19 protein-coding genes are annotated in these 19,607 nt (G+C 66.4%); 7 read left to right on the forward strand and 12 right to left on the reverse strand.

The features are described from left to right. Positions 1 to 20: 20 nt before the first annotated feature. The 3 genes from ASD71_RS19050 to ASD71_RS19060 all read right to left on the reverse strand — a co-directional run bounded on the left by ASD71_RS19050 (position 21) and on the right by ASD71_RS19060 (position 3,635). On the reverse strand, positions 21 to 1,565 hold the full coding sequence (locus ASD71_RS19050) for an acyl-CoA carboxylase subunit beta (RefSeq protein WP_056568187.1): 1,545 nt from the start codon (positions 1,563 to 1,565) through the stop codon (positions 21 to 23). A 46-nt stretch (positions 1,566 to 1,611) separates the two neighbouring features. Then, complete coding sequence (locus ASD71_RS19055) at positions 1,612 to 2,592, reverse strand: tripartite tricarboxylate transporter substrate binding protein (protein ID WP_056568189.1); 981 nt, start codon at positions 2,590 to 2,592, stop codon at positions 1,612 to 1,614. Between the two features lie 74 nt (positions 2,593 to 2,666). Then, entirely contained in the window at positions 2,667 to 3,635 is a 969-nt protein-coding gene (locus ASD71_RS19060) for a tripartite tricarboxylate transporter substrate binding protein (protein WP_056568191.1), read from the reverse strand. Between the two features lie 173 nt (positions 3,636 to 3,808). Between ASD71_RS19060 and ASD71_RS19065 the strand changes: the two genes are divergently transcribed. The 3 genes from ASD71_RS19065 (at position 3,809) to ASD71_RS19075 (ending at position 6,971) form a co-directional block, all read left to right on the forward strand. Continuing rightward, the gene (locus tag ASD71_RS19065; RefSeq protein ID WP_056568194.1) at positions 3,809 to 5,263 is read left to right on the forward strand and encodes an aldehyde dehydrogenase; all 1,455 of its coding nucleotides are present in this window, start codon (positions 3,809 to 3,811) and stop codon (positions 5,261 to 5,263) included. A 75-nt stretch (positions 5,264 to 5,338) separates the two neighbouring features. Next, positions 5,339 to 6,235: an NAD(P)-dependent oxidoreductase gene (locus ASD71_RS19070; protein ID WP_056568196.1), complete on the forward strand. Its 897-nt coding sequence runs from the start codon at positions 5,339 to 5,341 to the stop codon at positions 6,233 to 6,235. 19 nt (positions 6,236 to 6,254) lie between these two features. Continuing rightward, entirely contained in the window at positions 6,255 to 6,971 is a 717-nt protein-coding gene (locus tag ASD71_RS19075; protein ID WP_056568201.1) for an IclR family transcriptional regulator, read from the forward strand. Positions 6,972 to 7,031: 60 nt separating this feature from the next. Here the strand turns inward: ASD71_RS19075 and ASD71_RS19080 are convergent, their stop codons facing one another. The 7 genes from ASD71_RS19080 to ASD71_RS19110 all read right to left on the reverse strand — a co-directional run bounded on the left by ASD71_RS19080 (position 7,032) and on the right by ASD71_RS19110 (position 14,110). Beyond that, positions 7,032 to 7,793: an ABC transporter ATP-binding protein gene (locus ASD71_RS19080; protein ID WP_056568204.1), complete on the reverse strand. Its 762-nt coding sequence runs from the start codon at positions 7,791 to 7,793 to the stop codon at positions 7,032 to 7,034. Continuing rightward, on the reverse strand, positions 7,793 to 9,628 hold the full coding sequence (locus ASD71_RS19085; protein WP_056568205.1) for an ATP-binding cassette domain-containing protein: 1,836 nt from the start codon (positions 9,626 to 9,628) through the stop codon (positions 7,793 to 7,795). Before ASD71_RS19085 ends, ASD71_RS19080 begins: the two co-directional genes overlap by 1 nt. A 5-nt stretch (positions 9,629 to 9,633) precedes the next feature. Beyond that, positions 9,634 to 10,671: a branched-chain amino acid ABC transporter permease gene (locus ASD71_RS19090; protein ID WP_056568208.1), complete on the reverse strand. Its 1,038-nt coding sequence runs from the start codon at positions 10,669 to 10,671 to the stop codon at positions 9,634 to 9,636. Between the two features lie 177 nt (positions 10,672 to 10,848). Next, on the reverse strand, positions 10,849 to 12,012 hold the full coding sequence (locus ASD71_RS19095) for an ABC transporter substrate-binding protein (protein WP_056568210.1): 1,164 nt from the start codon (positions 12,010 to 12,012) through the stop codon (positions 10,849 to 10,851). Between the two features lie 231 nt (positions 12,013 to 12,243). Further along, positions 12,244 to 12,801 carry a biotin transporter BioY gene (locus ASD71_RS19100; protein ID WP_056568214.1) on the reverse strand — a complete coding sequence of 186 codons (558 nt, stop codon included), beginning with the start codon at positions 12,799 to 12,801 and terminating at the stop codon, positions 12,244 to 12,246. A 38-nt stretch (positions 12,802 to 12,839) separates the two neighbouring features. Further along, entirely contained in the window at positions 12,840 to 13,436 is a 597-nt protein-coding gene (locus tag ASD71_RS19105; protein WP_056568215.1) for an energy-coupling factor transporter transmembrane protein EcfT, read from the reverse strand. Next, entirely contained in the window at positions 13,433 to 14,110 is a 678-nt protein-coding gene (locus tag ASD71_RS19110; RefSeq protein ID WP_056568218.1) for an energy-coupling factor ABC transporter ATP-binding protein, read from the reverse strand. Before ASD71_RS19110 ends, ASD71_RS19105 begins: the two co-directional genes overlap by 4 nt. 52 nt (positions 14,111 to 14,162) lie before the next feature. Between ASD71_RS19110 and msrB the strand changes: the two genes are divergently transcribed. The 4 genes from msrB to ASD71_RS19130 are packed head-to-tail and all read left to right on the forward strand — an operon-like array spanning position 14,163 to position 16,215. After that, positions 14,163 to 14,561 (forward strand): peptide-methionine (R)-S-oxide reductase MsrB, encoded by a 399-nt coding sequence (gene msrB / locus ASD71_RS19115; RefSeq protein WP_056568221.1) that lies wholly within the window; start codon positions 14,163 to 14,165, stop codon positions 14,559 to 14,561. Then, positions 14,561 to 15,145, forward strand: coding sequence for a septation protein A (locus ASD71_RS19120; RefSeq protein ID WP_056568223.1), 585 nt, complete (start codon positions 14,561 to 14,563; stop codon positions 15,143 to 15,145). Before msrB ends, ASD71_RS19120 begins: the two co-directional genes overlap by 1 nt. Before the next feature lie 6 nt (positions 15,146 to 15,151). Next, entirely contained in the window at positions 15,152 to 15,421 is a 270-nt protein-coding gene (locus tag ASD71_RS19125) for a BolA family transcriptional regulator (protein WP_056568226.1), read from the forward strand. Positions 15,422 to 15,438: 17 nt separating this feature from the next. Continuing rightward, a complete protein-coding gene (locus ASD71_RS19130; protein ID WP_056568229.1) occupies positions 15,439 to 16,215 on the forward strand; it encodes a peptidylprolyl isomerase in 777 nt (258 codons plus the stop codon). Between the two features lie 207 nt (positions 16,216 to 16,422). Here ASD71_RS19130 and ligA read toward each other — a convergent pair whose 3' ends face one another. Beyond that, positions 16,423 to 18,522, reverse strand: coding sequence for an NAD-dependent DNA ligase LigA (ligA, locus tag ASD71_RS19135; protein WP_056568231.1), 2,100 nt, complete (start codon positions 18,520 to 18,522; stop codon positions 16,423 to 16,425). Then, complete coding sequence (locus ASD71_RS19140) at positions 18,522 to 19,595, reverse strand: cell division protein ZipA C-terminal FtsZ-binding domain-containing protein (RefSeq protein WP_056568233.1); 1,074 nt, start codon at positions 19,593 to 19,595, stop codon at positions 18,522 to 18,524. The genes ligA and ASD71_RS19140 overlap by 1 nt, the downstream gene beginning before the upstream one ends. Between the last annotated feature and the right edge of the window lie 12 nt (positions 19,596 to 19,607).

A 19,607-nucleotide genomic window follows, 5' to 3' on the forward strand; every position in this document is an offset into this window, starting at 1 on the left:
GTTGGGCTCCTGGCGCGGCATCACGGGCGGTAGCCGAAGGCCCGGGGACCGGGTTCGCGCAGCGGCGCCACCAGCTCCACGAATTCCTCCAGCGCCTGACGGGTGGCGGCGGGATCGATGATGTCTTCCACGACGAAGGCTTCGGCGCTGCGGAAGGGCGAGGTCAGGCTGCGGACGCGCGCTTCGATCTCGCGCATCTTGGCCTGCGGATCCTCGGCGGCCTCGATCTCGGCCTTGTAGGCAACCTCGAGCCCGCCCTCCACCGGCAGCGAGCCCCACTGCGCCGACGGCCATGCGTAACGGAAGTTGAAGCGGCCAGCGCTCTGGTGCCCGCCCGCCGCCACGCCGAACGCCTTGCGCACGATGATCGAGCACCACGGCACCGTGGATTGCGCGACGGCCGTCAGCGCGCGCACGCCGTAGCGCATGGCGCCGGCCTTCTCGGCGTTCAGCCCGATCTGGAACCCGGGCACGTCGACCAGGTTGACGACGGGCAGGTGGAACGTCTCGGCCAGATCCAGCAGCCGGGTGAATTTTTCGGCGGCCGGGCCATCCCAGCCGCCACCGTAGTGATAGGGATCACTGCCAAACACCGCCACCGGCCAGCCGTCGATGCGGGCCAGCCCGGTGATGACGGCGCGGCCCCAGCGTTTGCCGATCTCCATGAACGAGCCCTCGTCGACCAGCGCCTCCAGAATCGGCCGTATCTTGTACACGGCGCGCGTGTCGGACGGAATTGCGTCCCGCAGCCAGTCCTGCGCGCCAGCCCGGCCGGGGTCGGCCGCCCGCGGCGGCAGCTCGTGCACCGAGCGCGGCAGGTACGAAAGAAAGCGGCGCACGCGCGCGAAGGCGTCCTCTTCGGATTCCGCCTCGTCGTCCACCACGCCGTTGCGGGTGTGGATGTCGCTGCCGCCCAGCTCGTTCTTGTCCAGGTTCTGGCCAATGCGCGCGACGACGGGCGGACCCGCGATGAAAAGCTGCGAGGTGTCACGCACCATGACCGAGTAGTGGCTGGCCGCCACGCGCGCCGCCCCCAGGCCGGCCACCGACCCCAGCGCCAGTGATGCGACGGGCACGGTTGCCAGGTTCTGCGCCATCAGCGGCCACATGCGCAGCTTGGGAAGTAGCGTGTGGCCCTTGATCTCGATGTTGCGCACCGAGCCGCCGCCGCCCGTGCCGTCCACCAGCCGGATGAGCGGCACGCGCAGGTCCTGCGCCATGCGCTCGGACTCGACCAGCTTGTCGCCGACCGCCCCGTCATTGGCGCCACCGCGCACGGTGAAGTCGTCAGCCGCGACGACGACCGGCCGGCCCTGCACCTTGGCTCGGCCGATCAGCAGGTTCGATGGCGTGAAGTCGATCAGGCGCCCTTGCGCGTCATAGTCGCCGCTGCCCGCCAGCGCCCCCACTTCCCGGAATGACGCCGGGTCGACCATCCTGTCGATCCGCTCGCGCACCGGCAACTTGCCGTTCTCGCGGTGCCGGCGCACCTTCGCCTCGCCCCCCATGCGCACCGCCAGTTCCTTGCGCAGCGCCAATTCCTGCAGTTCTTTCTCCCAGGACACCTTGTGCTCCTTCCTGTCAGTTGCCCAAGCGGTCATCGCCGCCGGTTCAGTCGATCTTGATGTTTGCGCGCTTGATGAGCGTCTCGTTCTGCTTGAGCTCGTCGGCGATCTTTTGCCGGAACTCCTTGGGCGATTGCGTCGAGGGATTGCCCTGCGCAGCGAGCCGCGCGCGCACCGCCGGATCCTTGGCTGCCGCCGCGATCTCGCGGTTAAGGCGGTCCACGATGGCGGGCGGCGTGCCCGCCGGCGCAAACACCCCCACCCAGAACGAGATGTCGAAGTCCGGGTAGCCCAGCTCGGCCACGGCGGGCACGTCCGGCAGGTCATGCCAGCGCTGCGCGGTGGATACGGCCAGCGCCTTGAGCTTGCCCGCCTTGATGAGCGGCACGCCGGACAACGTGTCAAAGCCGAAGTCGACTTCCTTGGACAGCAGTCCCGCCTCCATCGGCGCGGCCCCGCGGTAAGGCACGTGCAGCATCTGGACGTCCGACATCGTGGCAAGCTGCGCGCCCGCCAGGTGCATCAGGTTGCCGTTGCCGGCCGACCCGTAGCTGACCGTGTTGGGATTGCGCCGCGCCAGGTCGACGAGCGACTTGACGTCCTTCACGCCGGCCACGCGCGGATTCTCGGCGTTGATGGTCAAAATGAAGGGCACGGACACCACGGTGGTCACCGGCTCGAAGTCCTTCAGCGGGTGATATTGCAGGTCCTTGTAGAGCAAGGGATTGACGGTGATCGAGCTGGAATTGCTGACCAGGATCGTGTAGCCGTCGGGCTTGGCCTGCGCCACCATGCGGGCGGCAATCATGCCGTTCGCGCCCGTCCGGTTTTCGACCACGAACGTCTGGCCCATGCGGGTGGCCAGCGCGTCGCCGACGATGCGCGCCACGATGTCGATCGTGCTGCCGGGGCTGAAGCCCACGACAAACTTGACCGGGGCGTTGGGATAGTCGGCCGCGCTTGCGGCCGCCGGCAATGCGGCGCACCAGGCGAACGCGCCTGCTGCCAGCCATTTTGCAACTGTCATGATGTGTCTCCTCCGTGATTGCATGGATCCGCGCCGCGCACTGCGTTGGCGCGCGGCTGCGGATTGCGTGGTGTCTACTGTGCCGCGACGGCGCCGGAAGCCTTGACGGCCTGGCCCCACTTCTCCTCTTCCTGCTGCATGAAGGCGGCGAACGCCTTGGGCGTGCTGTTGACGACTTCGCCGCCAAGCCCTTCGATGCGGGTCTGCATCGCCGGCGTGGCCACGATCTTCGACACGTCTTCATAGATGCGCTGCGCCTGTTCCTGCGGCATGGCGGCCGGCGCCAGGATGCCGAACCAGGTGGCGGCCTCGAAGCCGGGCATACCCGCTTCGGCAAACGTCGGCACGTCGCGCAGCGCCTGCACCCGCTTGCCGTTGGCGACGGCCAGCGCACGCAGCTTGCCGGACTCGATCAGCGGCAGCGCGGACGTGATGGTGGCCAGCATCATCTGCACCTGCCCGCCCGCCAGATCCGTGAAGGCAGGCGCGTCGCCCCGGTACGGCACGTGCGTGATGGACGATTTCGTGGCGATCTTGAACAGCTCGCCGCTCAGGTGCTGCGCCGTGCCGTTGCCCGGCGAGGCAAAGTTCACCGAGCCGCCGTTTTGTTTCAGGTACGTCAGGAACTCCGGCAACGTCTTCGCCGGGATGGCGGGGTTGACCACCAGCACCAGCGGCACCTTGGTCACCAGCGTGATCGGCGCGAAATCCTTGACGGGGTCGTAGCTGAGCTTGCTGTACAGGTGGCCGCTGATCGTGTGCGCCGATGTCGTCATGAACAGCGTGTAGCCGTCGCCGCGCGCGCGGGCCACGGAACTTGCGCCGATCGTCGTGCCGGCGCCGGCGCGATTTTCCACGATGACCGATTGCCCCCACGTCTGCGTGAGCCGTTCGGCCACGGCCCGCGCGACCACGTCGGTGGCGCCGCCGGCCGGATACGGCACGATCATCGACACGGGTTTCGAAGGATAGGTGTCGGCGTGCGCCGCCGCCGTGAACAGCGTCGCGGCACAAGCCAGCGCACGCAGCCAATTGCGTTGCATGGGTAGGTCTCCTCTTGTCATCGATTGAAGGTTTGGTTTATTCTTATCGTTCCATTGTGCAGAACGCTTATTCTATTTTATATTTTTTCAAACCCGGGCTGTCAACGAATAAATACGCGCCGGCCACTTGCCGTGGGCGCGAAACAAAGCCATCAAGAGAGGAACGACACTTCATGTCCGAATCATCGGAAACCCTTAAACCCATGCTGATCGGCGGCGAATGGGTCGCGCGGGACGCCGCCGCCTTCGAATCCATCAACCCCGCCACCGGCGCGCGCAACTATCGGATCAGCGCGGCGTCGGATGCGCAGGTCGACCAGGCAGTTCAAGCTGCCTGGCACGCGCAGCGTCAGCCGGCATGGCGCGACATGCTGCCGCACCAGCGCGCCGCAATTCTGCGCCGCATCGCCGACGGCATGGACCAGAACGCGCAGCTGCTTGCGCAGTTGCAGATGATCGAAAACGGCAAGGTGTGGGGTGAGTGCAAGGCGCAGGTCGCCAGCGCGGCGGCCACGTTCCGCTACTACGCCGGGGTGTGCGAAACGCTGGGTGCGGAGGTCACGCCCGCGCGCGGCAACTACCTGTCAATGACGCACTACGACCCCTACGGCGTGGTCGTGGCGATCACGCCGTGGAACTCGCCGCTCACGATGGAGGCGCAGAAGGTCGCGCCCGCGCTGGCCGCGGGCAACGCCGTGATTCTCAAGCCCTCCGAAGTCACCTCGTCACCCGCGCTGGCGCTGGGCCGCATTGCCCTCGAAGCCGGCCTGCCGCCGGGCATCCTGAACGTGGTGACCGGTCTGGGCGCCACCGTGGGGCGGCGTCTGGTCGAGCACCCCGGCGTGCGCATGGTGTCGTTCACGGGCGGCACCGGCAGCGGCCGCGCCATCGCGCATGCCGCGGCGGAAAAGCTGATGCCCGTGGCGCTGGAACTGGGCGGCAAATCACCGCACATCGTGTTCGAAGATGCTGACCAGGACGCCGCGATCGACGGCGTCATCGGCGGCATCTTCGAAGGCAGCGGCCAATCCTGCGTCGCCGGTTCCCGCCTGTACGTGCAGCGCAGCATCGCCCAGGCCTTCATCGAGAAGCTCGTGGCGCGCGCCAGCCGCCTGAAGGTCGATTTGCCCGACGCGGATGGCGCGCAGATGGGTCCGATCGCGTCCTTCGGTCATCGCGAAAAGATCGAAGGCATGGTCGATGGCGCACGCCGCGATGGCGCGGAGGTGCTGCTGGGCGGCTCTCGACCAGAGGGCAAGGCCCTTGAGGCCGGCGCGTTCTACCGCCCCACCATACTTGGCGGCCTGTCGCGGGACGCCCATGTCGTGCGCGAAGAGATCTTCGGACCGGTGCTCTGCGCGCTGGTCTTCGATGACGAAGACGATCTGATCGACCAGGCCAACGACAGCGCTTATGGCCTGGCCTCCGGCGTCTGGACGGCGGACTACCGCCGCGCCTGGCGCGTGGCCCGGCGGCTGGAGGCGGGAAGCGTCTGGATCAACACGTACAAACAGCTCTCCATTTCGACGCCCTTTGGCGGCTTCAAGCAAAGCGGCATCGGGCGCGAGAAAGGCGTGAGCGGACTGCGTCTGTACCAGCAATCCAAGGGCATCTATTTCGGCATGTAGGCCGCCCTCTTTTTCCCAACATCATTCGGGGCCGCCGGCCGCGGCCCCTCCAACACTTCATCGGAGACTATCCTCATGCCTGAATTTCAACGAGCCGGCTTTATCGGCCTGGGCGTCATGGGCGAGCCCATCTGCCGCAATCTGGCCGTCAAGGGCGGCGTGCCCGTGCTGGGCTGCGACAACGACCCCTCCCCCCTGCAACGGCTGGCCACGCACAACGTCACCGCGGCGACCGCCCCGCAGATCATGCGCGAATGCGACGTGGTCTTCCTGTCGCTGCCGTCCGGCGAGGTCGTGGCGCAGCTTGCCCGCGGCGCTGACGGCCTGCTGGCGAACGCGCGCAGCGGTCAGTTGATCGTGGACCTGAGCACCTCGCCCGTCGACGTGACGCGCGAGCTGGCCGGCGAATTTGCGGCCAAGGGCGCGATTTTCATCGATGCGCCCGTCGCCCGCACCCGCGCCGCGGCCGAGGCCGGCACGCTGTCGGTCATGATCGGCGGCGATGAAAGCGTGTTCGCGCGCGTCAAGCCGCTGGTCTCCACGTTTGCCAACGAAATCACGCATTGCGGCCCGGTCGGCAGCGGTCAGGTCGTCAAGATCCTGAACAACATGGTGCTCTTCGAGACGGTAGTGGCGCTGTCCGAAGCCCGCGCCATCGCGCGCCGTTCGGGGGTCGATCCGCGCGTCCTGCTGGAGACCTTCACACGCGGCTCGGCGGACAGCTTCGCGTTGCGCAACCACGGCTTAAAGGCTATTCTGCCCGCAGACTTTCCCGAAAAAGCCTTCCCTGTGGACTACGCCCGCAAAGACCTGCGCTACGCGCTGGCGCTGGCAGAACAGACCGGCGTACAGGCGCTGGGAGCCCGCAACGTGGATCACTGGTTCGACGCTGCGCTCGCCCAGGGTCACGGCAACCGCTATTTCCCCGTCATCAGCCGGGTGATCGATCCGGACTCGGGAACCACCGCGTAATCACCCCCCTATCGTTCCAATGAGTCGTACCCCTACTCAGGATAATTCCACCGACGGCGTCGCCGCCGTCGAACGCGCCCTGACCATCGTCGGGGCGGTCGCGCAACGCACCGATCCCATCACGCTTGCCGATCTTTCCCGGGCCACGGGGTTCTACAAGAGCACGCTCTTGCGGCTCATCGCTTCACTCGAAAAGGCGGCCCTCGTGGTGCGCCGCGCCGACGGGCGCTATGCGCTGGGGCCGTATGCCCACCACCTCGGGCGGGCCTACGAGGCCACCTACCGCCTGACCGAAACCATCCTGCCGCTGCTGGAAGGCCTGGTCGACAAGGGCACCGAAAGTGCGTCCTTTCACGTCTATCACGACGCGCAGTCGCGCGTGTGCCTGTTGCGCGTCGATTCGCATCATTCGACGCTGGACCGCATCCGCGTCGGCGACCTGCTGCCGCTGGACAAGGGCGCTGCCGGCAAGCTGCTCACCGCATATCTGGTTGACGGACAGCCGCCGTCGCAGGCCGGGCTGATGCTCACCTCCATGGGCGAGCGCGACCCCAATTGCGCGGCGGTAGCCAGCCCGGTCTTCGGACCGGACGGCGACATCTGCGGCGCCATCTCGTTGTCGGGTCCCAAAGAGCGTTACTCGCCCACCGCCGTCAAGAAGATGGGCAAGCTCGTGCAGGACGCCGCGGCCGAAGCCACGCGCGCGCTGGGCGGGCGCTGGCCGTCGGGCAAGTGACTGCGGGCAAACAGCGACAGCCAAATGACGGCGCCGGCGTTTTCCCTATCCCGCCTGGCGTCAGGCCGCTTCCGCGCCCTTACCCAACCCCAGATAGCTTTCAATCACCTTCGGATCACCGGCCAATTCACGGGCCGGACCGTGCAGGATGACCTCGCCGGTTTCCAGCACGTAGCCGTAATCGGCCACCTGCAGCGCCGCGCGGGCGTTCTGCTCGACCAGCAGAATCGCCACGCCGGTCTCGCGCAGGCGCGCGATGATGTGGAAGATCTCGCGCACGATGCGCGGCGCCAGACCCAGACTGGGCTCGTCCAGCATCAGCAGCGTGGGCTTGGCCATCAGTGCACGGCCCACAGCCAGCATCTGGCGTTCACCGCCGGACAGGGTGCCGGCCTGCTGGGCGCGGCGTTCGCGCAGCCGCGGGAACAGATCGAACACTTCGTTCAGCGTGTCGCGCCAGCCGCTTTCGCGGGCCCGGTAGCGCCGGAAACCGCCCAGCAGCAGGTTGTCTTCGACCGACATGGTGCCGAACAGCTCGCGGCGCTCGGGCACTAGCGACATGCCCGCCGCCACGCGGCGTTCGACCATCCAGCCCGACACGTCCGCACCGGCGTAATGCACGGTGCCGGCGGCGTGGCCAGTCTGCGGCAGCGAACCCATGATGGCGTTGAGCATCGTGGACTTGCCGGCGCCGTTGGCGCCGATCACGGTGACGATGCTGCCGGCCGGCACGCTGAGCGTGGCGCCCGCCAGCGCGCCGACCTTGCCGTAGCGGGCCGACAGGTTGCTGACTTCGAGAACGGGGGAATTGGGTGCGCTCATTACACGCCTCCCGCCGGCACGGGCTTGGCTTGGTCAGCTTCGGGCAGGTCATCGTCGATGCCGCCCAGGTAAGCTTCCAGCACCGCCGGGTTCTTTTGCACGTCGGCCGGCACGCCTTCGGCCAGCTTCGTGCCGAAATCCATCACCACGAGGTGGTTGGTCAGGCGCATCACAAAATCCATGTCGTGTTCAACGAGCAGAATGCTCATGCCTTCGGCGCGAAGCTGTTCCAGCACGCGCGCCAGGTCCTGCTTTTCCTTGTAGCGCAGGCCCGCGGCCGGTTCGTCCAGCAGCAGCAGCACGGGATCGCACGCCAGCGCGCGCGCGATTTCCAGGATGCGTTGCTGGCCAAGCGCCAGGTTGCCGGCCTGTTCGTACAGGTATTCGCCCAGGCCCACGCGCTTGAGCTGCTCGGCGGCTTCATGGAGCAGTTGCGCTTCGCGGGCGCGGTCCGAGTGCAGCGCGCCCGACAGCACGCCCACGTCCGAACGCAGGTGCGCGCCCAGCGCCACGTTTTCCAGCACCGTCATGCCCGGCAGCAACTGCACGTGCTGGAACGTGCGGCCCACGCCCATCTTGGCGATCTCGCGCGCCGAACGGTTGTCGATGCGCTGGCCCATGAACGTGACTTGGCCGCGCGTCACCGGCAGCACGCCGCTGATCAGGTTGAAGGTCGTGCTCTTGCCGGCGCCGTTGGGGCCGATGAGGCCCATGATTTCGCCCGAGCTGACCTTGAAGGTGATGTCGTTCACCGCCACCAGGCCGCCGAACTCCTTGCGGATGGCGTCCACTTCCAGCACGACCTGGCCGGGCTGCGGACGCTCGCGCGTCGGCAGGGCCGGGGCCGCGGCAGGCGGCGCCAGATTGCGGCGCGAGCCGTTGGCGCCGGTAATGCTGCCCCACCAGCCCGCCAGGATCGGCCACAGGCCGTTGCGCGCGTATTGCAGCATCAGGATCAGCAGCACGCCGAAGACGATCATCTCGAAGTTGGCGTTGGTGTCCAGCAGCTTGGGCAGCAGGTTCTGCAACTGGTCCTTCAGCACCAAGATGACGCTGGAACCCAGCAAGGCGCCCCACACATACCCGGCGCCGCCGACCACCGCCATGAACAGGTACTCGATGCCGTAGTTCAGGCCGAAGGGGCTGGGGCTGACGGCGCGTTGCATGTGCGCATACAGCCAGCCCGACACGCAGGCCAGCAGGGCCGCCCACACGAAGATCACGATCTTGTAGGCAGCCGTGTTGACGCCCATGGATTCGGCCATGCCCGCCCCGCTCTTGAGCGCACGGATGGCGCGGCCGGGACGCGAGTTGAGCAGGTTGCGCGTGGCCCACAGCGCCAGCAGGACGCAGATCCAGATCAGGTAATAGATGTGGCGGCCATTGGCCAGCGACATGCCGAAGATGCTGATGGGCTCGATACCAGCGATGCCGTCGTGCTTACCCAGCCAGTCGATGTTGCCGAACAGGTAATACAGCGACAGGCCCCAGGCGATGGTGCCCAGCGGCAGATAGTGTCCCGACAGGCGCAGCGTGATCGCGCCTAGCAGGTAGGCCACGACGGCGGTCAGGATCAGGCCCGCGGGCAGCGCCAGCCAGGGGGACACGTCGTACTGCGTCGTCAGGTAGGCCGTGGTGTAGGCGCCCAGGCCGACGAACGCGGCCTGGCCGAAGGACGTCAGGCCGCCGACGCCGGTCAGCAGCACGAGGCCCAGCACGACCAGGCTGGCCAGACCGATGTAGTTCAGTTGCGTCACCCAGAACTCGGGCGTGGCCGACACCATCGGCAGGCCCGCCAGGACGACGAGAAAAACGGCAAGCAGAATGCGGTTCATGGCTGTTATTCCTCTTCGTCCGCGTGATGGGTGCTGAACGAACGCCAGACCAGAACCGGGATGATCAGGGTGAAGACGATCACTTCCTTATATGCGCTGGCCCAGAACGACGAGAAGGATTCCAGCACGCCGACCAGCAGCGAACCGGCCGCCGCGATGGGATAGCTGGCCAGGCCGCCGATGATGGCGCCGACAAAGCCCTTCAGGCCGATAAGGAAACCCGTGTCGTAATAGACCGTGGTGATGGGCGCGATCAGCATGCCGGACATGGCGCCGATGCCCACGGCCAGCGTGAACGTCAGCGAGCCCGACATGTTGGTGCTGATACCCACCAGGCGCGCGCCGCGGCGGTTGACGGCGGTGGCGCGCAGCGCGCGGCCGTACAGCGTCTTGCCGAAGAACACCCACAAGGCAATGATGAGCAGCGCGCACGTGGCGACCACGAACAGGCTCTGCGCTGACCAGGTCATGAAGCCCAGGTCGACCTGCCCGCTCACGAATGCCGGCGTGCGCCAGCCCTCGGCGCCAAAGAACACGAGCGCCAGGCCCATGAGCGCGAAGTGCACGGCGACGGACACGATCAGCAGCACCAGCACGGTGGCTTCGGCGAGCGGCTGGTAGACGATGCGATAGACCATCGGACCCATCGGAACCACCAGGAACAGCGTCAGCAGCATGTTCAGCCACAGCGAGTTCTCGGGACCGGTGTAGCTTTTGGTCAGCCAGAACAGCGCGAGCGGCAGCACGACGCAGGTGGCGATGGTCTTGGGCAGGCCGGCGGCGCTGCGCGTGCGCACGGCGCGCACCAGCTCAAGCGCCAGGCACACCAGGCCCAGCAGCGGCAGCAGATAGGCGGTGCCCGGCACTTTGCCGTCCACCAGCATGGCCAGGGTCAGGGCGCCGAACGCCACGAACTCGCCCTGGGGAATGAAAATGACGCGCGTGACGGCGAAAACCAGCACCAGAGCCATGCCCAGGAGGGCATAGATGGCGCCGTTGACGACACCGTCTTGCAGCAGGATCAGCGCAATTGAGGAATCCATCTAACAACTACCTTGTGGTTTCTTGGTGTTCCGACCCCACCCGGAACACTGATACGACACACCGGCCGGAAAGGCCGGTGCGAAGTCCTGCCGGGCGCGGCGCGGCGGGCGGTGTGCCGCCCCCCGCGCATGGGACGCCCGCGATGGGGCGGCCCGCGCTCGGGCGATACAGGGGGATTACAGGCCGGGCTGGTAGACCCACTTGCCGTTTTCCACCTTGACGATGACGCGCGAGCGCTCGTCAAAGCCGGCGTGGTCCGTGGGCGACATATTGAACACGCCTTGCGACACGGCCAGGTCCTTCACGCCTTCCAGGGCATCGCGCATCGCAACGCGGAATTCCGGCGTGCCGGGCTTGGCGCCCGTCTTCAGGGCCACAGGCAGTGCGGCGACGACCAGTTGGCCGGCATCCCACATGTGACCGCCGAACGTGTTGGTCGAACCGGCGCCGTTGGCTTTTTCGTAGGTTTCCACGTAGGCCAGGGCCGACTTCTTGACCGGGTTGCTATCAGGCAGTTGCGCGGCGACCAGCAGCGGGCCGGCCGGCAGGAGCATGCCGTCGCAGTCCTTGCCGCAGACGCGCAGCACGTCGTTGTTGGCGGCGCCGTGGGTTTGGTAGATGGTGCCGCCGTAGTTGCGGGCCTTCAGTTCCTTTTGCGGCAGCGCGGACGGGGTGCCGGCGCCGGCGATCAGGATGGCGTCCGGCTTGGCGCCGACCAGCTTGAGCACCTGGCCCGTCACGCTGGTGTCGGTGCGGCCGTATTTTTCGACGGCGACGATCTCGATGCCCTTGGCCTTGGCGGCCTTCTGCATCACGTCCAGCCAGCCGTCGCCGTAGGCGTCGGCAAAACCGATGAAGCCCAGGGTCTTGACCTTGGACTTGGACATCGCGTCGGCCAGGGCGCCGGCCATCAGCGCGTCGTTCTGCGGGGTCTTGAAGACCCAGCGGCGCTTGTCGTCAACGGGTTCGACGATCTTGGCGCTGGCGGCCACGCTGATCATCGGCACCTTGGCTTCGGCGGCCACGTCGACCATCGCCAGCGAACCCGGCGTGACGGACGTGCCGATCAGCACGTCGACCTTGTCGTCGGTGGCCAGCTTGCGCGAGTTCTTGACGGCCTGCGTGGTGTCGGTGGCGTCGTCCAGCACGATCCATTCGATCTTCTGGCCGGCGACTTCCTTGGGCAGCAGTGCCACGGTGTTGCGCTCGGGGATGCCAAGCGAGGCGGCGGGGCCGGTGCTGGCCACGGTCACGCCAACCTTGACCTGTGCGTTCGCCAGAAGCGGCAGAGTCAGGGCTACGGCGGCGGCGGCCGCGGACAAGCCGAAGTGCTTGCGCATGTTTTTGTCTCCTGTGGTTGGCTCTTATGTGCCTCGACCGAGGCGAAGCGAGCCTGTTTAAAGTTATACAGAAAAAAATATTATATGGTTAAAACAGTATCAGATGACCTACCGCAACTACGGTAATTCCCTGATGTGCTACGGAAATCATGATCTGGCGAACGCATTTGTTAATGGCGAACTTGTACTTGAAAGGGTCGCAGGCGTCATGTTGGGGGATTCCCTTGGCGATCAGCGGCCCAGCATCGGGAACACCCGCTCGACGCGCGAGGCCACCCACGCGGCCACCACGGCCTTGACCAGATCGCCGGGCAGGAACACCACGACCGCGCCCGCAGCCTTTGCCATGTCCATCTTCGCCACGGCCGCCAGCCACGGCACGCCGACCGCATACACCACCACGATGCCGCCGACGACGCAGGCGGCAACATAGCCCGCCAGCCCTTTCCAGGTGCCCGATCCGCGGGCGGCCAAACGGCGCGCCAACCAGCCCGTCACGAATGCGCCCGCCACCATGCCGATAAGAAATCCGCCGGTCGGGCCAAAAAACGCCCCCAGCCCGCCACGCCCACCCGGCAGCACCGGCAGGCCGATCGCCGCCAGCGCCAGATACAGCAGACACGCCAGCGCGCCGCGCACGGGGCCGAGCATGGCGCCGGCCAGCATGACCCCGAGCGTCTGCAAGGTGATGGGCACCGGAATGCCGGGCATCGGAATGGGCGGCATCAGGCTCAGCACGACGATCAGCGCCGCAAACAGCGCAACCAGCACCGTGTTGTTCGATTTCATGGTCTTCCCCTTGTAGATGAGTTCAGGGCGCGCGGCCCTCAGACGCTGCGCGCGTCGATCGCTTCAGAGACTTCCTGCGCCCGCTTCAACGTCAGCACGATCAGCGGCACGATCAGCGCGACCGGATCCGCCCCCAGCCCGCGCGCGGCCTGGGCCTCGCGGATCTCCTGAAAATTGCGCCAGATTTCGGGCACGAAGCGCAGCGTCAGCGCAAGCGCCAGCGCCACCTTTTCGGCGTCGACGAGACCCGTGCGCTCCAGCGGCCGCAATGCCTTTTCGCAAACGGCAATCAGGTCCGAGGTGCGGGTGGCCAGCGTGACGGCCAGAGCCAGCCCCACCATTGCCGCCACGCGCAGCACCACGGCCAGGGCCTCCAAGGGGCCCTGGAACCAGCCGGTGAAGAGCGCCACGGCCAGCAGCACCCAGAGCAGCCCGCGCACCTGACGCCAGACGGCCGCCGCGGCCACGCCCGTGGACCAGACCAGCACCACCGAGAAACCAAAGGCGAACGCCAGCCAGAGCGGATCGCGCAGCACGAACAGGCCCGCGCCGGCCACCAACAGCGCCAGCAGTTTCCCCCACGCCGGCAACCGGTGCAGCGGCGTGTCGCCCGTGACGTACAGGGGCTCCATCATCCGCAGTGTTCCCGGTACCAGCGCAGCGCCGCGGCGGGCGTGTCGTCGGCCGCTATCGTGCCGTCGCGCACGACCAGCACGCGGTCGAAGTCTTCGAGCAATTCCAGGTCATGGCTGACGACGATGGCGTCATGAGGCAGCCCGTCGATGGCGGCGCGCACCCGGTTGCGGTTGCGCAGATCGAGCTGCGTGGTGGGTTCGTCAAAGACGATGAGGGCCGGCTCCATGACCAGCACGGCGGCCAGCGCCACCAGTTGGCGCTCACCGCCGGACAGCGTGTGGCTGCTGCGGTCGGCCAGGTGGCCCACGCCCAGGCGGGCCAACTGGCTGTCGATGCGCGCCTCGCGCTGCTGGCGGTCGGGCGCCAGGCGCTTCAGGCCAAACGCCAGGTCTTCGCGCACGATGGGAAAGACGATCTGGTTTTCGGGATTCTGGAACACAAAGCCGACGCGCGCGCGCACGGCTTTCAGATCCTGCCGCGTATCCAGCCCGTCCACGCGCACGCTGCCCGAAGACGGCACCACCAGGCCGTTGACCAAACGCGCCATTGTGCTCTTGCCGGCGCCATTGGGGCCGACGATGCCGATGCGGCGTTCGGCCAGGGTGACGCTCACCCCGCGCAACACTTCCGCCTGGGGCGTCGACACTACCGCCTGGTCAAACTCGATTAACATGGGGCGGGATTATGCCCGAACCATTTCGGGCATCGCGACTCCAAGAGCTCATATGGAAAAAGTACGCAAAACCGACGCCGAATGGCGCGCCCAGCTTTCCCCCGAAGAATACGTGGTCACCCGTCAAAAAGGTACCGAACGCGCGTTCACGGGGCGCTACTGGGATACTTTCACACCTGGCATTTACCGCTGCGTCGGCTGTGGCACGGCGCTGTTCGCATCCGACACCAAATTCGACGCCGGCTGCGGGTGGCCCAGCTACTTCCAGGCCCTGGACCCCGAACTCGTCCGCGAGGAACGCGACACCACGCACGGCATGGTCCGCACCGAAGTCCTGTGCAACGTCTGCGACGCGCACCTGGGCCACGTCTTTCCCGACGGCCCCGAGCCTACCGGCCTGCGCTACTGCATCAACTCCCTGTCGATGACGTTTGAGCCCCTAGAAGACTGATGAAGAAGTTCCTGTTCGACCTCTTTCCGCTGCTCCTGTTCTTCATCGCCTACAGGTATACGGACATCTTCACGGCCACGGGCGTCGCCATGGCGGCTGCCGTGGCGCAGATCGTCTGGCTCAAGGCCACCGGCCGCCCCACCGAAGCCATGCACTGGATCAACCTGACGGTCATCCTGGTGTTCGGCGGCGCCACCATCTGGCTGCACAGCGACGTCTTCATCAAATGGAAGCCCACGGTGCTGTACTGGATGTTCGGCGGCGCGCTGGTCTTTGCCCGCCTGTTGTTCAAGCGCAACCTGATCCGGCGCCTGATGGAAAAGCAGATCCAGCTGCCGGATGCAGCGTGGGACAAGCTCAACCTGATCTGGGCCGGCTTCTTCCTGATCGCCGGCGCGCTCAATCTGTACGTTGCGTTCTCGGGCCACTTCACCGAGTCGCAGTGGGTCAGTTTCAAAGCCTTTGGCCTGATGGGATTGATGATCGTCTTCGTCATTGGCCAGTCGCTGTGGCTGGGCAAGCACATCCAGCCCGAAGAAAACACGCCGGCCGGCCCGGACGCCACGCCTCCCGGCAAGCCCTGAGCTTTTATGTCAGAAAACACCGACCGCATCGCCCTGATCCGGGAACGCCTCGCCGTCCTGGAACCCATCAGTCTGGACATCCTGGACGACTCCCATTTGCATGCCGGCCACGAAGGCAGTAAAAACGGCGCCGGCCACTATCGCGTAATCATCGTAGCGCCTTGCTTTGCGGGGCTCTCCGCCGTTGCGCGACACCGGCTGGTGTATCATCATTTGCAAGATTTGATCCCCTATCCGATTCATGCGCTTGCGCTTGACGCCCAGGCTCCCAAATAGAAAGTAAAAGGATATTCATGAAACGCATCGTCATGCTGGCTGCGGCCTGCGTCATCGCCGTGCCTGCTTTTGCGCAAAACGTGGCTACCGTCAACGGTAAGGCCATCCCGCAAAAGAGCCTGGATCAATTCGTCAAGCTCCTGGTCGGCCAGGGCGCCACCGATTCGCCGCAACTGCGCGAACAGGTCAAGCAGGAAATGATCAACCGTCAGATCTTCGTGCAAGCCGCCGAATCCAGCGGCATCGCCAAGCAGGCTGACGTCCAGACCGAGATCGAACTGGCCCGCCAAGGCATCCTGGTTCGCGCCCTGATGGCCGACTACTTGGCCAAGCACCCGGTCACCGACGCCCAAGTCACCGCCGAATACGAAAAGATCAAGAAGGAACAAGCCGGCAAGATGGAATACAAGGTCCGCCACATCCTCGTCGAAGACGAGAAGAAGGCGAACGACCTGCTGGCACAACTGAAGAGCAACAAGGGCAAGTTCGACGACCTGGCCAAGAAGAACTCCAAAGACCCCGGCAGCGCCGAAAAGGGTGGCGATCTGGGTTGGGCTCCTCCGACCAACTACGTGCAGCCGTTCGCGCAAGCCGTGACGCAACTGAAAAAGGGCCAACTGGTCGACAAGCCGGTCCAGACCCAATTCGGCTGGCACATCATCATGGTCGACGACACCCGTCCGGTCGAATTCCCGCCGATGGATCAGGTCCGTCCGCAACTGGAAGAAATGCTGCGCCAGCAAACCCTGGCCGACTACCAGAAGCAATTGCGCGAAAAGGCCAAGATCCAATAAGGCCCGCTCAGCTCAGAAAACTGCCCGCCGATCGCGGGCAGTTTTTTTTGGGCTGGGCAAAACCCGGTGTCAGACACCCCTTGAGACCCGCCCCAGGCTGACGACTATCTCTGCGGGGTGTCTGACACCCACCCCCCAGCAAGCAACAAAAAGGGCCACACACCGGTGGCGTGCAGCCCTTCATTCGAACGCGGCAAGGTCTCCTGGCTAGGAAACGCCCAACAGCGCCTTCAGTCCGTCCTCGTCCAGTACCGGCACGCCCAGTTCCTGAGCCTTGGTCAGCTTGCTGCCGGAGTCCTCGCCCGCCACCAGATAGGCCGTCTTCTTGGACACCGAGCCGCTGACCTTGCCGCCGGCCGCCTGGATGTGCATCGAAGCCTCTTCACGCGTCCAGGTCGGCAGCGTGCCCGTCAGCACGAAGGTCTTTCCGGCCAGCGTGTCGGCTTGCGGCGCGGCTTCGGCAACGGGGTTCACGCCCTGCGCCTTGAGCTGCCCGATCACGTCGCGGTTGTGCTGCTCGGCAAAGAAATGGCGGATCGACGCGGCCACGACAGGCCCAACGTCGGGCACCGACGACAAGGCGTCTTCATCCGCATCCATGATGGCGTCGATGCTGCCGAAGTGCCGCGCGACGTCGCGCGCAGTGGTCTCGCCCACATGCCGGATGCCCAGCGCGAACAGCAGCCGGGACAGATTCGGCGAGCGCGCCTTCTCGATGGCGGCCACCAGATTGTCGGCGGACTTCTGGCCCATCCGGTCCAGGCCCACGAGCTCCAGCGGACGCAGGCTGTACAGGTCAGCCAGCGTCTTGACGCGGCCGCTGTCCACCAATTGGTCCACGAGCTTCTCGCCCAGGCCTTCGATATCCAGCGCCTTGCGGCTGGCGGCATGCCACAGCGTCTGCTTGCGCTGGGCGCCGCAGAACAGGCCCCCGGAGCAGCGCGCGATGGTCTCGCCTTCCAGGCGTTCGATGGCCGATCCGCAGACCGGGCATTCCGTCGGCATGACGAATTCCCGCGCGTCCTCGGGCCGCTTTTCCAAAACCGGGGCCAGCACCTCGGGAATCACGTCGCCGGCGCGCCGCACAATGACCGTGTCGCCGATGCGCACGTCCTTGCGGCGGATCTCGTCTTCGTTGTGCAGCGTGGCGTTGGTGACGGTGACGCCGCCCACGAACACGGGCTTGAGCCGCGCGACGGGGGTGATGGCGCCCGTGCGGCCCACCTGCACTTCAATGTCCACCAGCGTCGTGGTGGCCTCTTCGGCGGCAAACTTGTGCGCCAATGCAAAGCGCGGCGCGCGCGCCACGAAGCCCAGCACCTTCTGCGCCGGCAGGGAGTCCACTTTGTAGACCACGCCGTCGATGTCATAGGGCAGGTTCGCGCGCACGGCGCCCACCTTGGCGTAGAAGTCCATCAGGCCTTCCGCGCCGCTTGCCCGGTGGTTGTGCACCACATTGACCGGCAGCCCCAGCGAGGCCAGCCATTCCAGCATGGCGCCGTGGGATTTTTCAGGCAGTTGCGACGCCTGGTCCGCGCCGGCCGAGGATTCATCAAACTGGCCGCTTTGCGAGCCGGGCAGGCCCTGGACCTCGCCCCAGCCATAGGCAAAGAAGCGCAGCGGCCGCTTGGCCGTGATGCGCGGATCGAGCTGGCGCAGGCTGCCCGCCGCTGCATTGCGGGGATTCACGAAAATCTTTTCGTCGCGCTTGGCCTGCGCCGCATTCAGCTTTTCGAAGTCGGCGCGATTCATCAGCACCTCGCCGCGCACCTCCAGCACCTTCGGGGCCGCGCCCTTCAGTTGCAGCGGAATCGCCTTGATCGTGCGGATGTTGGACGTGACGTCCTCGCCCGTCTGGCCGTCGCCGCGGGTGGCGGCCTGCACCAGGCGGCCGTCCTCGTAGCGCAGGCTGATCGCCAGGCCGTCGAGCTTGAGCTCACAGAAGTAGTCCGGCTGCTGCGCCGGCCCCAGCATGCCAGCGCCCCGCAGCGTGTCGGTGACACGGCGGTCAAAGGCGGCGACTTCCTCTTCGGAAAACGCGTTGTTCAGCGACAGCATCGGCACCACGTGGCGCACGCTGCCAAACGCGGACACCGGCGCCGCGCCCACGCGCTGCGTGGGAGACTCCGGCGTGACCAGATCCGGGTGCTCGGCCTCGAGGGCCTGCAAATCCCGCATCAGCCCGTCGTACTCGGCATCCGAGACGGAGGGCTCGTCGTAAACGTAATAACGGACGTTGTGCTGTTCGATCTCGGCGCGCAGCCGCGCGGCGGCTTGCGCCGGATTCTCGCCGGACCCGCTGGCCATCAGGCAAACACGCGCTGGGCGCGCTCGCTGCCGGCGGGCAGGCCCGCTTGTTCAAGCTGGCCGAACAGGACCTGCAGGCGCTCGTCGATGACGGTCTCGGAGCCGTCGGCCAGGGGCTTGCCCTGATCGTCGACCAGTTCGGCGCGCAGGCGCGAGGCCAGGTCGCGGCCCACGTCGACCATGCGGCCAAACGCGCGGGTGTCGGCGGGGCTGCAAGGCACGTCGAGCAGCAGGTACAGGCGCTCGATGCCGCCCATGCCCGCGTCGAAGGCCGCGCCGTCCGCGCGGGCCAGCGTGAAGCGGGCCACGCCGTTCTCGTTGGGCCAGGCCAGGCGGTTGCCGTCGGCAACAAAACCGATGTCACGTGCCACGGCCAGCACTTCGGCCGCCGGCTGGGCCGAGCCCAGCAGCAGGGTCAGGCCGACCTGGGTGTCCAGGGCCGCGCAGGTGTCGTCCAGGCGGGCGCCCTGCTCCAGCACGGCTTGCTGGTCGGGCCCTTCAATCGTGGCGTCGAAGCGTTCAGCCATGTCCTGGGCACGCGCCCAGGCCTGCGACCATTCGATGGCGGTCAGGGGACCGCTGCGGTTGGCCAGCAGCACGGCAAGCTGCATGGACGCATAGGACTCGCCCGAATGGACGCGCGCGCGGTGGCGGCGCTGGTCGGTTTCGGCAAACACGCGCACGGGTTTGCGGCCCACGCTGCGCAGGCTTTGCATGTAGGGCAGCAGATCCGAGCCGCGCACGGGCTCGGCGAAGTTGACTTCGATGACCACTTCGCAGGCGGGATCGGGTTCTTCCGTGTCGTCGGCATCGCTGCCGGGATCCACGGGCGCAGGCTGGCCGGGCTGGACGCGCGCAGGTTCGCCGCCCATGCCGGGTTCGCGCCGGGCAGCGCCGGCCGGGGCGGCGCTTGCGGCCCCCGCACCCGCGCCCAGCAGCGGATCCTGTTCGGAGGTGGGGAAATGGCTCTGCATCTTGCGACGGACGCGACGGTCCTGCCACCAGTTGAATCCCAACACCAGCAGTATCAGGAAGACGCCCAGGGCAATCAGCCCGATCTGCAAATCACTCATGTATAAATCCCG

This window comes from Achromobacter sp. Root565 (assembly GCF_001427425.1).
Taxonomy (GTDB): domain Bacteria; phylum Pseudomonadota; class Gammaproteobacteria; order Burkholderiales; family Burkholderiaceae_B; genus Achromobacter; species Achromobacter spanius_D.

What these genes read in the sequence shown, in the direction of transcription:
- ASD71_RS19060 (WP_056568191.1), bottom strand. Translation starts at nt 3,635, where the DNA reads ATGCAACGCAATTGGCTGCGTGCGCTGGCTTGTGCCGCGACGCTGTTC.
- ASD71_RS19120 (WP_056568223.1), top strand. Translation starts at nt 14,561, where the DNA reads ATGAAGAAGTTCCTGTTCGACCTCTTTCCGCTGCTCCTGTTCTTCATC.
- ASD71_RS19100 (WP_056568214.1), bottom strand. Translation starts at nt 12,801, where the DNA reads ATGAAATCGAACAACACGGTGCTGGTTGCGCTGTTTGCGGCGCTGATC.
- ASD71_RS19125 (WP_056568226.1), top strand. Translation starts at nt 15,152, where the DNA reads ATGTCAGAAAACACCGACCGCATCGCCCTGATCCGGGAACGCCTCGCC.
- ASD71_RS19065 (WP_056568194.1), top strand. Translation starts at nt 3,809, where the DNA reads ATGTCCGAATCATCGGAAACCCTTAAACCCATGCTGATCGGCGGCGAA.
- ASD71_RS19090 (WP_056568208.1), bottom strand. Translation starts at nt 10,671, where the DNA reads ATGGATTCCTCAATTGCGCTGATCCTGCTGCAAGACGGTGTCGTCAAC.
- ASD71_RS19085 (WP_056568205.1), bottom strand. Translation starts at nt 9,628, where the DNA reads ATGAACCGCATTCTGCTTGCCGTTTTTCTCGTCGTCCTGGCGGGCCTG.
- ASD71_RS19110 (WP_056568218.1), bottom strand. Translation starts at nt 14,110, where the DNA reads ATGTTAATCGAGTTTGACCAGGCGGTAGTGTCGACGCCCCAGGCGGAA.
- ASD71_RS19105 (WP_056568215.1), bottom strand. Translation starts at nt 13,436, where the DNA reads ATGATGGAGCCCCTGTACGTCACGGGCGACACGCCGCTGCACCGGTTG.
- msrB (WP_056568221.1), top strand. Translation starts at nt 14,163, where the DNA reads ATGGAAAAAGTACGCAAAACCGACGCCGAATGGCGCGCCCAGCTTTCC.
- ASD71_RS19075 (WP_056568201.1), top strand. Translation starts at nt 6,255, where the DNA reads ATGAGTCGTACCCCTACTCAGGATAATTCCACCGACGGCGTCGCCGCC.
- ASD71_RS19095 (WP_056568210.1), bottom strand. Translation starts at nt 12,012, where the DNA reads ATGCGCAAGCACTTCGGCTTGTCCGCGGCCGCCGCCGCCGTAGCCCTG.
- ligA (WP_056568231.1), bottom strand. Translation starts at nt 18,522, where the DNA reads ATGGCCAGCGGGTCCGGCGAGAATCCGGCGCAAGCCGCCGCGCGGCTG.
- ASD71_RS19080 (WP_056568204.1), bottom strand. Translation starts at nt 7,793, where the DNA reads ATGAGCGCACCCAATTCCCCCGTTCTCGAAGTCAGCAACCTGTCGGCC.
- ASD71_RS19130 (WP_056568229.1), top strand. Translation starts at nt 15,439, where the DNA reads ATGAAACGCATCGTCATGCTGGCTGCGGCCTGCGTCATCGCCGTGCCT.
- ASD71_RS19070 (WP_056568196.1), top strand. Translation starts at nt 5,339, where the DNA reads ATGCCTGAATTTCAACGAGCCGGCTTTATCGGCCTGGGCGTCATGGGC.
- ASD71_RS19055 (WP_056568189.1), bottom strand. Translation starts at nt 2,592, where the DNA reads ATGACAGTTGCAAAATGGCTGGCAGCAGGCGCGTTCGCCTGGTGCGCC.
- ASD71_RS19140 (WP_056568233.1), bottom strand. Translation starts at nt 19,595, where the DNA reads ATGAGTGATTTGCAGATCGGGCTGATTGCCCTGGGCGTCTTCCTGATA.